Raw genomic sequence first — 13,239 nt, 5'->3', positions numbered from 1 at the left:
ATATTTAATACAAAACCCTATCCTTTAGATCCCCATTTGACGAGTCAGCATATCTATATCCACTGCATATTTTTGTAGGGTTTCTCTAGTAATTGTACGACTACGATACAGCTCCATTAGAGAAGCATCCATTGTCTTCATCCCCAGCTTTGAACCTGTTTGTATCACTGTTTGCATCTGGTGGGTCTTTCCTTCTCGAATAAGGTTCCTAACCGCTGGATTGGTAACCATGATTTCGAAGGCGGCTGCCCTGCCGGATTCATCAGCTTTGGGCAAAAGCTGTTGGGAAATTACCCCCTCTAGTACAGAGGAAAGCTGTACTTTTATCTGCTGCTGCTGATGGGGTGGAAATACATCAATGATCCTGTCTATGGTTTTTGCAGCACCGATTGTATGTAAAGTAGATAATACAAGGTGTCCCGTTTCAGCGGCTGTAACAGCAATACTGATGGTTTCTAAATCCCGCATCTCCCCTACTAAGATGACATCAGGGTCCTGCCTCAGGGCAGATCGCAGTGCGTTAGCAAAACTATAGGAGTCGTTCCCTATCTCTCTTTGATTGACAACACTCTTGTTGTGCTTATGTAAATACTCTATAGGGTCTTCGAGGGTTAAGATATGGTCATTTCTACTTTCATTCATATAATTAATCATCGCCGCTAGTGTAGTGGATTTTCCACTGCCGGTGGGGCCTGTCACTAAAATCAATCCCCTTTGTTTTTTAGATAGTTCAGTGATTACTGGAGGCAGATTTAATTCTTCAATCGTTGGCACCTTAAAGGTCACCACTCTAATAGCCATACTATAACTTCCTCTTTGTTTGTAAGCATTTACCCTAAACCTGCCTAAACCGGCATTAGAGTAGGAAAAATCTAGTTCGCCTTTCTCTTTAAAGGATAGTACTTGATCAGGAGTCATCATTTGCTGCACAATATTCTTTGTATCTTCTGGGGTAAGCTTATTGTCTTCCATTTTTATCAACTTACCGTTTACTCTGATCATAGGAGGAGAAGCCACTGTTATATGTATATCTGATGCTTTTGCCTTTACTGCCTTTGTTAGTAGCTGAATGATATCCAATTCTTGCACCTCACTTATTCAATGTCTACACTATAAGTTACCCTTAGTAATTCATCTATGGTAGTAATCCCCTTGAATACCAATAGTCTACAGGATTCAAAAAGGGTCAGCATTCCTGCTTCCAACGCCTTATCCTTAATTAAGTCACTTTCACCATTTCTATTGATTAAATTTCTTATTTCTCTGTTTACTGGCATGATCTCATGAATGGCGGTTCTTCCTAGGTAACCCGTATTGTTACAAGCATTACATCCTTTTCCTTTATAAAGTAGCAGTTCTCCCTCTTGATGTAGCATGAGTTTTTCTTCTTCTGTAGGCTGATAAGGGGTTTTACAATGTACGCAAACTTTCTTTATAAGTCGCTGGGCTATTACCCCTACTACAGCAGACGACACCAAATAAGTATCAACTCCCATGTCAATCAATCTTGCAATAGAACTGGCGGTATCATTGGTATGCAGTGTACTCAGAACCAAATGTCCTGTTATGGCTGCCCTTACCGCTATTTGCGCTGTTTCAACGTCTCTGATTTCTCCTACCATAATGATATCAGGGTCCTGACGAAGGATGGATCTTAAACCTGCTGCAAAGGTCATTCCTGCTTTTGTATTTACCTGTACTTGATTGATACCATCTAGCCTATATTCTACGGGGTCCTCCACCGTGATGATATTTTTATCAATTTGGTTTAGTTCTTGTAGCATGGTATACAAAGTGGTAGTTTTGCCACTTCCTGTAGGGCCAGTAACTAAAACAATACCCTCAGGACTTTTCATGATACTATTAAAAAGTTTTAAGTTTTGTTCTGTAAATCCAAGTTGTTCTTTTTTTATAACAATACTACCTCTATCTAGTAAACGAATAACAACTTTTTCTCCATAAACCGTAGGTAGGACAGATATCCTCATATCTATAGGTCGTTTTTCTATCGTAACCTCTACTCTTCCATCCTGAGGTATTCTTTTCTCCGAGATATCCAGCTTACTGATGATCTTTATTCTAGTGACAATAGCAGAATGAGTTGACTTGGCTGGCGTCATGATTTCTTTTAAATCTCCATCAATACGATAACGTATACGGACATTTTTCTCAAAGGGTTCGATATGAATATCGCTGGCTTTATTTTTTACTGCCTGAGAGATAATGGTATTGACTAGCTTTACAACAGGTGCGTTGTTGATATCATTTTCAAGTTGACTGTCTTTGTCATCTATTTCTTGAGGTTTTTGTTGTGTAGTAAACTCTTCTATGGCTTGCTCTGCTACTTCTCTATTATCAAAATATTTATTGATAGCATTTAGTATATCGTTTGTGGTAGCGATGACAATATCTACATCTAGTCCAGTGGCCAACTTCACATCATCTATCGCCAGTAGATTCAAGGGATCTGCCATGGCAACAATCAGCTTTTCACCAATGATATTAATAGGAATTATGAGATGTTTCCGGGCCAGGTTTTCACTGATTTTCTTGGGGGCAGTTGGGCTAATATAGTATTTATTTAGATTCATGTGGGGTACACCTAATTGAAATTCAAGGACTTCAATAATCTGATTCTCTGTTACAAAGCCTTCTTCTATCAGTAGTTCTCCCAGCTTTTTCCCTCTTTTTTTCTGGAGATCAAGGACGATTTTCAACTGCTCCTCGGTAATCAATCCAGAACTAACGAGAATATCTCCTAATCGCATATTTTTAGTGATCATGATTAGTCCAGCCCCTTTATTATTGAATGTGTTCAAACATAGCTATTAAGAATTTTCTTGAATTTTTTAAAAAAAGAAAAAATAAAGGCTAACAATTGTATACTATTGTTAGCCGGTTACGCCACTACATCCCTACAGCTTAAGCGTCCAAATATAACTGTAGTTCATCTGTTCTAATTTTTAAAATTCAAACTTAAATATCGTTATTAAATATCGTTAAGCAAAAGTCTATCACCTTGTATTTCTATAATACATAATATATTCTATCAAAGATGGGAAATTCCTCCTATATTTACATATTTTTTTATTTTTCTCTTAAATTTTTTCTACGCTATTCACGACTAAACATAGCGGTTAAGTTGATTTCCTTCTATTGAGAATAGTCTAAAAGTTTGTATTGGTAAGTTCTACCACTTATTATTTAGGATATAATTCTACAATTTTTTTAAAACTCCTGCTAATTTTTCATTTTTTCTTGTTTTTTTAAAAAATTTTTTCCAATTTTATTTTTTATTTAAAATATAAAAATTGCCCCTCTTCAAAGGAGCAATTAATAAAAAGAATTTTCCATTCTTTATTGACTTTATCAACTATTTTTTATAAAGAATTTCCCACAATAAATTTTTAAGGCTTTCAAACTCCAGTTTCTCTCCTGTCCAAATCTCAAAAGCCAATATCCCTTGATCGATTAACATATCCAATCCATGATGAACTCCACAACCAAAACTTTTTGCTTTTTTCAGAAGTGCTGTTTCAAAGGGATGGTATATCAAATCACTTACCATCAAATTTTCATGAAATGTTATATTTTCTCCAAAGGGTATTACCTCTTTGTTCGGTGCCATTCCTACTGGTGTACAGTTGATAAGGATGTCTACTGTAGATGTATCCAACTCTGCAGGAGTCACATACTGATGTCTTCCTTCATGCCCTTTCTTAATGTTATTGATAACATCAAGAATTTTTTTAGGATTTTCAAAACTCCTATTACAGATCTCTATCCTACAGTCAAAGTGAATAGCTAGAGCTACCGCTATACTTTTAGCAGCCCCTCCAGCCCCTAGCATACATATTTTTTTTCCATTTAGATCGATACCTTTTCTCAATAGTCCTTTTACAAAACCCATTCCATCAGTGTTATAACCGATTAATTTTCCATCTTGGTTTTTGACGGTATTTACAGCCCCTATCAGCCTAGCTTCCTCTGAAAGTTCATCCAAATACTCCATGATCCTCACCTTATGAGGATAAGTTACATTACATCCCAAATAGCCAAGTACCTTCAATCCTTCTACCGCTGCCTTTAAGTGTTCATCCTCCACCTTATGATTTACATAAACACAATTGATACTCAGTTTATCAAAACCATAATTATGAATATAAGGTGAAAAGCTGTGTTCTACTGGATTTCCCAGAAGGCATATGGCCTTGGTCTTTCCATTGATACTCCCCTTCATACTACTCGTCCCCCCTGTGCTCCTTTAATACCACCTTCAAAACATGTCTTTCAACTTTTCTTACCAAGGTTGTCCACCAGAATTCCTTGCTTTCTATCGGTACAACTAAAACTGTAAACAAGCCCATTCTATTACCGCCTAAAACATCTGTAAATATTTGATCTCCAATCACTGCTGTATTATGTACAGTTGTCCCCATGTTTTCCATTGCTTTTTTAAAAGCACCCCGTCTAGGTTTTGTGGCACGATGAATGGCTGGTAGCTGTAATTTTTCATTGAAGGTAACTACTCTGTCCTCGGTATTATTAGATACAAGACATACCTCAAAGCCCTCTTCTTTTAAACTCAGTAACCACTGTTTAGCTTCTTCACTGGCATACTTGATATCCCATGCCACCAGTGTATTATCAATATCAATGATAAGTCCTTTTATGTTTCTTGCTTTTAATTTTTCTAAGTCTAAATGCAGTATAGATTCTACATACAAGTCTGGCGTCAAAAATTTCATTTAATCACCTCTACATCATCTGTAACATATTTATAGTTTTTTGGATTAGAACCCACTTCTGGGTAACAGTTAATTGTTTATACCAAATTATCATTAGTATTGACTTAATCCACAATTTGTCATCCTGAAGGGAGCAAAGGGAACAAGATCCTTCGCTATGCTCAGGATGACAAATTGAGAAGGATAGCAGCCCTTTAATCACCCTTAGTAGTTTCTGATTTTACCTTTTCTTTATGGTTTTTATTATTAGAAAAAACTATAGAATTTAAACCATTGTTATAGTTTTTTTTAATCATTCTTTCTTATATGGGTCTTGTATCGCATTTTTGCCCCAGCTGCCTCGTTGTTTTCCACGCCTATCCTCAAAGACTCTTTCGCCTTCTCTAAATCTCTTTTTATAGCCTCCTCACAAGTGGGGCAATATTTATGATGGGCAGAAATCAAGAGACAGCCACAGCGAAGACACTCCATATTTAGATAGGCATTAGGTATTTCTACCAGTCTACCATCTTTGACAAAGTTGTTGATGACATGTATAGGAATATCTAACCTCTGTTCCATTTCAAAGGCGGTTGCACCAGGGTATTTCCTTAAATATTCCCGAATACGATTAAAAATATCCTCGACTTTTTTGTAACACGCTGGACAATAATCATGTAAAGATTTTTCATGTATCATTTTTTTGCATTTTCTACAGATTCTTTCACCTAAGTAAGCTTTGCGCTGATCCATGGCACTCCCTACCTTATATAATAGATTTAATTAAACTACTACATTAAAATAAATGGTTTATTATAGCAGTTGATTAACTCTATTATATCATAGATTATGTGGTAAACATTGTAGGAAATGACGCTTATATTCTCTCTACGAAGTAAATTTATTCTCTTTTCATTTCCTCGGAAATAAGTATTTTTCAACATTTTCCTAGATTTTTCTCGTAGTTTTTACAGAATATTCTTTTTCTTCTTTTATTCGACACTAAGCTACGTTTCTACTTCAAAATCAATTTTTTTAAAATAAACTCCCAATAGTTAGTATATACTTTTATTCCCTCATATCAAAAGATTTGTATAATTTTTTTATGGCTCTTTTTTCTATTCTGGAAACATAAGATCTAGAAATCCCTAAGAGTTTAGCTATTTCCCTCTGGGTTTTTCTTCCACCATTGGACATACCGTATCTTAATTCTAAGACCAATAGTTCTCTTTTTTTCAATACACTGGACATTTTTTTGTATAGTTTTTTTACCTGCATTTTTAACTCTACTTCATTTAGTACCTCATCTGGTTCTGTGCCTAAAATATCTATTAAAGATATTTCATTCCCCTCCCGATCTACACCAATAGGGTCCTGTAGAGATACTTCTGTTTTTATTTTTTTGCTGGCACGGATTGTCATTAGAATCTCATTTTCTATGCATCTTGCTGCATAGGTAGCTAGTCTTGTACCTTTGCTTCTATCAAAGGTGGTAATCCCTTTAATTAGTCCAATGGTTCCAATAGAAATTAAGTCATCCACATCACAACTTATATTTCCATACTTCTTAACAATATGTGCTACTAATCGAAGGTTCCTCTCTACCAGTATGTTCCTAGCTTCTTCATCCCCTTGTTCATAGCGCTCTAGATACAACTCTTCTTCTTCAGATGTAAGTGGCTGTGGAAAAGAAATGTTACTGGATATATAAGATAGACTAAATAAAAATGGCTTTGCCATTGTAGCAAATAATTCTGCTAAAAAAAATAACATATCTATCATCCCCCCTTAAAACCTATAAAATAGGTCCCATTAAATAATATGTAGGGGGAGATGTATATGTGCACGTACTCTTTTAATTCAGATTGTCAGTCTTGGTCTTTTTTCACTCACTACAAGTTACTGATAACCCAGTGCTGTCATTTCTTCTAAAATTTCTTTAAATATGGGAACCGCTACTCTGCCTCCTGCCCCTCCTTCTTGAATTAGTATGGTTATTACATACCTTGGGTAATCTACTGGATAATATCCTGTAAACCAAGCATGTAAAACGCTTTTTCCTCTTTGAGAAGATTGGGCTGTACCTGTTTTTCCTGCAGTAATGCTGCCATATTCTCCTATGTTAGCCCCTGTTCCTTCTGTCATAACAGCCTGCATCATTTTTTGCAGTTCTTTAGTAGTTTCTTCCGATAGTACTCTACTGCTCTTTTGCACATCGAAACTTTGAACAGGAGTATAATTATCTAAAATATCCCTTAATAAAAACAAAGGCTGCTTGATACCATGGTTAGCAATAATTTGTGTCACTTGATTGATTTGCAAGGGGGTAACCTCAATCGTTCCCTGCCCAATTGAGATATTTCCTATAGCAGGCCCTAACAAATGCTCATCACTAGGCAGGTTTCCCTTTTCCTCTTCTAATAGTCCTATTCCCACTGTCTCACCTAAGCCAAGTTTTTTAGCCATCTTCATAAGATTTTCTGCACCTAGTTTTTGTCCTATTTGAATAAATGTAGAATTACAGGATTCTGCAAAGGCCCTTTTAAAGGTAATTTCTCTACCTTCCTCTTCATCATGAGCACTGCACTTTATCTCAACACTACCAATTTTTTCTGAGCCACTACAGTAGAATACATCCTCTAAAGTAACGATACCTTTTTCTATAGCTTCAGCTGCTACAATGATTTTAAATATAGATCCAGGAGGAAAAGTCATTTGTATAGCTTTATTATAAAGTTCGTCTCCGCTGCTATTTATATGCTGCAATATCGTATTAGGATTATAGTTAGGCCTGCTGGCAAGAGCCAGTATTTCCCCTGTTTTTACATCTGAAAGAATAACCGCACCGTTTTTTTGATGCCGATCCATTACTTCTTCTATTATTTTTTGAAGATGGTAGTCAATAGTTAGTCGGAGATCATTTTGTTTCATAGAGTTACTTACAACGGTAAATCCCTCTCCTGGCAAAAAGCGTTTTCTGCCATCTAATGTTGCAGCTAAGCTATCATTCAAGTTGCCCATCAACAGACCATCTAATGACCTTTCCAGACCTGCCATGCCTTTTCTATCTACCTGATTAATATATCCGATTACATGGGTTAAAAGAGGAAAGTTTTCATATCGTTGTGTTTTGCCAATAACAAATAGTCCTCTTGTATTGAAAACTCTTTTATCCCTCCAATCGATTTCCACAGCGATAGGAACTTCTATAGGATAGTTGGCATGTTGAATTCTATTGCTTAATTGATCTTTTGTTTGTTTGGTAATTTCACTTAAGAAATCTAAACTTTCTTCGTTGAGGATAAATAGTTGAGGGAAAATAACAGCTACTTTTTCTTCCTCACGATCTGTCAAGGGAATAAGATTACGATCAAAAATCATTCCTCTCCCACTATTAACAGGAATGTTAATTTGTCTCTGCTTATTTACCTCTCTTACATAAAAATCATGCTGTATTACTTGAATATAAAAAAGTCGTGCCATTAATAGTACCATCATCATTGTACTAACAGCACCGATAAACCATAATCTTTTTATGTGAACTTTTTCTTCTTTTTCCTTTTGTTTTTGTAATCTACTCATAAAAAAACTCCCCTGTATTTTCTGTTAGTATCACCAAATATACAGGAGATTAAACTGCTTATCTTTGCTTACTTGTTTTCTTCAGATTCTTCTTCTCTTTCCTTTCTGAGAATGTAGTAGTGCTCTACTTTATGATTTATTTTAAACTTTACAATTTGCTTAGGATGAGGTGCCACTTCTATTTCCTGTCCTGCTTCGTCCCACATTTTTTCGATTTTTGTTTTAATGACTTCTTTGTTTGGCCCTATAATTTCTATAGAATCTCCTGAAAAAAAGCGGTTTCTTTGCTGCACTGTAGCGATTTGGGTTGTTTCATCATAGGCTTTTATAATACCTATAAAGCTATAGCCTCTAATATAGGACTTATCTCCATAGATATGCTCATTGTGATCAGGCTTATCTAAATAAAATCCAGTGGTAAAATCTCTATGGCTTGCTTTTTTGATCTCCTGCAACCATTGTGGAGAACATTTCCAACCTGTAGGATTTTCATAATAAGCATCAATCGCCATACGATAGGCTCTAATAATGGTGGCTACATAATAGGCGGTTTTCATTCTGCCTTCGATTTTCAAACTATTTATTCCAGAAGCTATCAACTCTGGAATATATTCAATCATACAAAGATCTTTGGAGTTCATAATGTAGGTACCCTTCTCATCTTCTATGATGGGCATATATTCTCCTGGTCTTTTTTCTTCTACAAGATAATAATTCCAACGACATGGGTGGGCACACTCTCCACGATTTGCATCCCTTCCAGCCATATAATTACTAAGAAGGCACCTTCCTGAATAGGAAATGCACATGGCTCCATGAACAAATGCCTCTAGTTCTATTTCATCAGAAATATGATTTCTAATTTCCTTAATTTCACCAAAGGACAATTCCCTAGCCAATACAACCCTCTTAGCCCCTAAATTGTGCCAGAAGGTTACTGTACTGTGATTGGTATTATTAGCTTGAGTACTTATATGCACTTCCATAGTGGGTACAGTTTCTCTGACAATAGAGAAGGTTCCTGGGTCTGATACAATCACTGCATCTACCCCTACTTTTTCTATTTCCTTTAGATATTGGGGCAATGCCTTTAAATCTTCATTGTGAGGGATAATATTGGCAGTAACAAAAACCTTTACCCCTCTCTCATGGGCAAATTTTATTCCTTCTTGTAATTCCTCCAAGGTAAAGTTTTTAGCTGCTGCCCTTAATCCAAAAATCTCTCCTCCTAAATATATGGCATCAGCACCGTAGATCACTGCTACTTTTAATCTTTCTAAGTCTCCTGCAGGCGCCAGTAGTTCAACTCTTTTCATGACTTATTCCTCCAACCTTTTATAACTTATGGCTACACCATCACCTATTGGAATAATAGATGTATCTAGCTGAGGGTGATTACAAATATATTGAAGATACTCCCTCATGCGATTTACAATGGTTCTTTTTCTTCTTACTACTAAGTCATCGTTAGCCACCATTCCTTTAAAAAGGATATTATCTGATACTAATATCCCACCAATTTTAAGCAAATTGGTACACTGCTCTAACATTTCCTTATAGTGGCCCTTTGCACCGTCTAAAAAAATCAAATCATAGGTTCCCTCTAAAAAGTTCAACACTTCTTGAGCATCACCTTCGATGACTTGAATGCTGTTGCTAAGCTGCAATGTTTCGATATTTATTCTCGCTTCTTCAGCTCTTTTCTCGTTTCTTTCTATGGTAGTGACCTTTGCCCCATCTCCTGCCGCTTGGCAAAGCAAAATACTGGAGTAACCTACAGCCGTACCAACTTCTAGAATCTTTTTACTACTAGATGCCTTTGTAATGACTTTTAATAAAGCTGCTACTTCTTTATGTACAATGGGCACTTGGTTTTCTAACGCACTTTCTTCAATCACCTTTAGCTGACCTTGATGATCTGGCAACAATTCTCTTATATATTCTTCTACATATTCCTCTGTAATATTACTCAATATACCACATCTCCTATTCCATGAAGAATTTGTTTCATTTACTATTAGTTTCGTCCTCTTACAAGATTTTTATATGCTTGTATATTCTAAAATTGGTTGATTTTATCAGAATTTAATTTTCATTATATTATGAAGAACAAAAAATTACAAGGTAGTCCAAAAAACCACCTTGTAAGCACTTTAAAAAATCCTATAGTCATTTCATAGGCGTTAACTTAGTACAATTATTACCAAGATTCTCTTGAACTGTCGTCCTGAATTTCTCTTGAACTGTCATCCTGAGCGTAGCGAAGGATCTTAGAGTAGCCAAGAATTTTACTAACACTAAGATCCTTCGACTCCGCTTTGCTCCACTCAGGATGACAAATTATGGCTTAAGTTAACATTAATGATAGTCATTTAGAAAACGAAGTCGTGAGAATGGCAGACTTGGGTGGAGTATCTAAAAAACATTAAACTTATTTCTATACTCCAAGGGTGCTATACCATAAGCCTTCTTAAACATCCTGCTGAAATAATGCTGTGATGTATAGCCTACTTTTATAGAAACATGATAAATTGTCAACCTAGAATCGCCACTTTCTAGAATTTCCTTTGCCTTATCTAATCTTACCTCCGTGAGATACTCTACAAAAGACCTTCCAAGTTCCTGTTTCATCCGTTTGCTGATGTAGGATTTATTTATATTAAATAAGTCTGCTATATAGGACAACTCCAACTGGCTATCGCTATAGTGATCATCTATATACTCTTTAACACCTCTAACAATACATGAATATTGGGTATTTTCATCTTCCATACTTTCTTTGCCGATGGGTTGAAATTTTTCTACAATCTTTTTTAAAAGATGGTCAAAGTCGCTTTTTGAAACAGGCTTTAACAAATAATCAAACACCTGAAGTTTTATAGCTCTGTGGGCATACTGAAAATCATCATAGCCAGTAATAATCACAATGATGCTGTTAGGGGAAATCTTTTTTAGCTGGTTGATGAAGTCAAAGCCATTCAGGAGGGGCATATTAATATCTACCAAAAACACTTCTGGAGAGGTTTTTATGGTTAATTCTAAAGCCTCCCTGCCATTCTTTGCCTCTCCCACCACTTCAAATTGGTAGGAGCTTTCATCCATCCATTGTTTGAGGCCTTTTCTAATTTTAGGCTCATCATCTGCTATAAGAACTTTAAACATTTTTCCCCTCCCCTCTTATTTTGGGTATTCTAATGGTAGCAGTGGTCCATCCCTTCTGGGATTGAAGTTCCAAACCGTATTCTTCCCCATGCTCTAGTTTTATTCTATGGTTCACACTATAAAGACCATACCCTTTGACGGTTTCTGTTGGTCTATCTAATTTTAAAGCATGATTTATTACCGCTAATCTATCTAGTGGCATCTCTGAATTGTTCATGATCTTTATAAGGATAGCAGAGTCATCCTGGGTAATAAAAATAGAAATCTTCCCTCCGCTTTCTCTATTATTCACCCCATGTACTACAGCATTTTCTACAATCGGTTGTAAAAGAACCCGCATCACCCTATAATCCAGCAGAGCATCTTCATAATGAATACTATAGGTCAAACGATTCTCATACCTTGTCTTTTGAATATTGAGGTAGCTATCGATATGTTCTAGCTCTTCATCTAAAGTAATAAAGGTTTTTCCATTGCTAAGTCCGATTCTAAAGTAAGTACTTAAAGCATCAATCAAGCTCAATACTTCCTCAGTGTTCTCCTCCATCGCAACCCATTTAATGGTATCAAGAGTATTATAGAGAAAATGTGGTTTGATCTGCTCCTGCATAATTTTTAATCTCATTTCCTTCTCTTGATAACTGAGGTTTTCAAGTTTTTGTGTCATATTATTAAAACTAGTAATCAGGCTGCCGATTTCATCCTGCCTATTGCTTTTTAACCGTACAGATAAATCCCCCTCTTCTACTTTCTTCATTAATTTTTTCAGCTGATCAATAGGCTTCACAATAGAGGTATAACTGATGATGAGTAAAGCTAGTATAGTCATCAGTAGGATGCTTCCAAAAATTAATATAGACTTACGGATATGATGGTTAATTTCATTTATATTTCTTTTAGGGATATAATAGTTCAGGGACCAGCCTCGAGCAGCTCCAATGTCCGTTTCGAAAATAATCGGGCTTTCCTTCATAAAATCTTGATAGAAGATTTTATCATTGGTATGGATACTATTATTACTAATCAAGATTTCTCCAATGCCATCATACACATTAATTCTGGAAGCTATTCTCATCAAGTTTTCAAGAGAAATCTCTGCATAGATAAACTCAATTTCTCTATTTACTCCACCTACTTTATAAAGCATGGCCACAGTGTTTTCACCATTTTTTTCTACCGGGCCGCTTACTTTAAAAGTAGCATTTTCCTTCAACGCATCCCTATAATATTTTTCCTGACTGATCCACTCTCTAATACCATCATTGCTTATTTTATAACCTCCAAATTTTACAATCCCCATATCAAGATAAACATTGCTTTTTTTCTTATATACCGCTCCAACATAGGCCCTAGCTTCTACTTCATCCATGCCAAAGCTTATGATACAATCAGACATCATCTCTAATTCTATTTTCCTCTGTTGAAGCCAATAAGATATTTGATATGCTCTAGCGTCAACAATTTCTTTTGTAAGGTTTCTATTCAGCACTGTGACGTTTTCCTTCACCTGACCATCTATAATATAAAGATATATAGAAAATAATATGGAAAAGACAATAAGTATAGCTATGATAATTTTCGTTTTAATAGATTTTCTCATTCTATCTCCTACTTTTATAAAGGGTCTTATTCATGATCCATAGGCGTTAACTTAATACAATTATTACCACAATCCTCTCCAAATGTCATTTTACTAACACTAAGATCCTTCGACTCCGCTTTACTCCCCTGAGGATGATAAGTTATAGCTTAAGCTAACGCTAATGAT

The 13,239-nt window shown here is 35.8% G+C and carries 11 protein-coding genes and 1 riboswitch; all 11 genes read right to left on the bottom strand.

Features of this window, described 5'->3' with window-relative positions:
* Nucleotides 1-24: 24 nt before the first annotated feature.
* The gene (locus CACET_RS08885; protein WP_044823971.1) at nucleotides 25-1,080 is read right to left on the bottom strand and encodes a type IV pilus twitching motility protein PilT; all 1,056 of its coding nucleotides are present in this window, start codon (nucleotides 1,078-1,080) and stop codon (nucleotides 25-27) included.
* Nucleotides 1,081-1,094: 14 nt separating this feature from the next.
* Nucleotides 1,095-2,783, bottom strand: coding sequence for a GspE/PulE family protein (locus CACET_RS08880; RefSeq protein WP_048407534.1), 1,689 nt, complete (start codon nucleotides 2,781-2,783; stop codon nucleotides 1,095-1,097).
* A gap of 101 nt (nucleotides 2,784-2,884) precedes the next feature.
* Nucleotides 2,885-2,967: riboswitch (cyclic di-GMP riboswitch) on the bottom strand.
* Nucleotides 2,968-3,373: 406 nt separating this feature from the next.
* Nucleotides 3,374-4,240 carry a shikimate dehydrogenase gene (gene aroE, locus CACET_RS08875; protein WP_044823970.1) on the bottom strand — a complete coding sequence of 289 codons (867 nt, stop codon included), beginning with the start codon at nucleotides 4,238-4,240 and terminating at the stop codon, nucleotides 3,374-3,376.
* Nucleotide 4,241: 1 nt separating this feature from the next.
* A complete protein-coding gene (locus tag CACET_RS08870; RefSeq protein ID WP_044823969.1) occupies nucleotides 4,242-4,748 on the bottom strand; it encodes a YqeG family HAD IIIA-type phosphatase in 507 nt (168 codons plus the stop codon).
* Nucleotides 4,749-5,036: 288 nt separating this feature from the next.
* Nucleotides 5,037-5,480, bottom strand: coding sequence for a hypothetical protein (locus CACET_RS08865; RefSeq protein ID WP_044823968.1), 444 nt, complete (start codon nucleotides 5,478-5,480; stop codon nucleotides 5,037-5,039).
* Between the two features lie 315 nt (nucleotides 5,481-5,795).
* Nucleotides 5,796-6,500 (bottom strand): RNA polymerase sporulation sigma factor SigK, encoded by a 705-nt coding sequence (sigK, locus tag CACET_RS08860; RefSeq protein WP_044823967.1) that lies wholly within the window; start codon nucleotides 6,498-6,500, stop codon nucleotides 5,796-5,798.
* A 126-nt stretch (nucleotides 6,501-6,626) separates the two neighbouring features.
* Entirely contained in the window at nucleotides 6,627-8,309 is a 1,683-nt protein-coding gene (locus CACET_RS08855) for a peptidoglycan D,D-transpeptidase FtsI family protein (protein WP_044823966.1), read from the bottom strand.
* Between the two features lie 68 nt (nucleotides 8,310-8,377).
* Complete coding sequence (locus tag CACET_RS08850) at nucleotides 8,378-9,625, bottom strand: peptidase U32 family protein (protein WP_044823965.1); 1,248 nt, start codon at nucleotides 9,623-9,625, stop codon at nucleotides 8,378-8,380.
* A gap of 3 nt (nucleotides 9,626-9,628) precedes the next feature.
* Entirely contained in the window at nucleotides 9,629-10,282 is a 654-nt protein-coding gene (locus CACET_RS08845; protein WP_044823964.1) for an O-methyltransferase, read from the bottom strand.
* Between the two features lie 442 nt (nucleotides 10,283-10,724).
* Entirely contained in the window at nucleotides 10,725-11,471 is a 747-nt protein-coding gene (locus CACET_RS08840) for a response regulator transcription factor (protein ID WP_044823963.1), read from the bottom strand.
* On the bottom strand, nucleotides 11,464-13,071 hold the full coding sequence (locus tag CACET_RS19455) for a sensor histidine kinase (RefSeq protein ID WP_052661281.1): 1,608 nt from the start codon (nucleotides 13,069-13,071) through the stop codon (nucleotides 11,464-11,466). The genes CACET_RS08840 and CACET_RS19455 overlap by 8 nt, the downstream gene beginning before the upstream one ends.
* Between the last annotated feature and the right edge of the window lie 168 nt (nucleotides 13,072-13,239).

The sequence above is a fragment of the Clostridium aceticum genome, from assembly GCF_001042715.1.
In the GTDB taxonomy this organism is placed as follows: domain Bacteria; phylum Bacillota; class Clostridia; order Peptostreptococcales; family Natronincolaceae; genus Andreesenella; species Andreesenella acetica.
This window is presented reverse-complemented; position numbering and strand designations above follow the sequence as displayed.

What these genes read in the sequence shown, in the direction of transcription:
- CACET_RS08880 (WP_048407534.1), bottom strand. Translation starts at nt 2,783, where the DNA reads ATGATCACTAAAAATATGCGATTAGGAGATATTCTCGTTAGTTCTGGA.
- aroE (WP_044823970.1), bottom strand. Translation starts at nt 4,240, where the DNA reads ATGAAGGGGAGTATCAATGGAAAGACCAAGGCCATATGCCTTCTGGGA.
- CACET_RS08870 (WP_044823969.1), bottom strand. Translation starts at nt 4,748, where the DNA reads ATGAAATTTTTGACGCCAGACTTGTATGTAGAATCTATACTGCATTTA.
- CACET_RS08865 (WP_044823968.1), bottom strand. Translation starts at nt 5,480, where the DNA reads ATGGATCAGCGCAAAGCTTACTTAGGTGAAAGAATCTGTAGAAAATGC.
- sigK (WP_044823967.1), bottom strand. Translation starts at nt 6,500, where the DNA reads ATGTTATTTTTTTTAGCAGAATTATTTGCTACAATGGCAAAGCCATTT.
- CACET_RS08855 (WP_044823966.1), bottom strand. Translation starts at nt 8,309, where the DNA reads ATGAGTAGATTACAAAAACAAAAGGAAAAAGAAGAAAAAGTTCACATA.
- CACET_RS08850 (WP_044823965.1), bottom strand. Translation starts at nt 9,625, where the DNA reads ATGAAAAGAGTTGAACTACTGGCGCCTGCAGGAGACTTAGAAAGATTA.
- CACET_RS08840 (WP_044823963.1), bottom strand. Translation starts at nt 11,471, where the DNA reads ATGTTTAAAGTTCTTATAGCAGATGATGAGCCTAAAATTAGAAAAGGC.
- CACET_RS19455 (WP_052661281.1), bottom strand. Translation starts at nt 13,071, where the DNA reads ATGAGAAAATCTATTAAAACGAAAATTATCATAGCTATACTTATTGTC.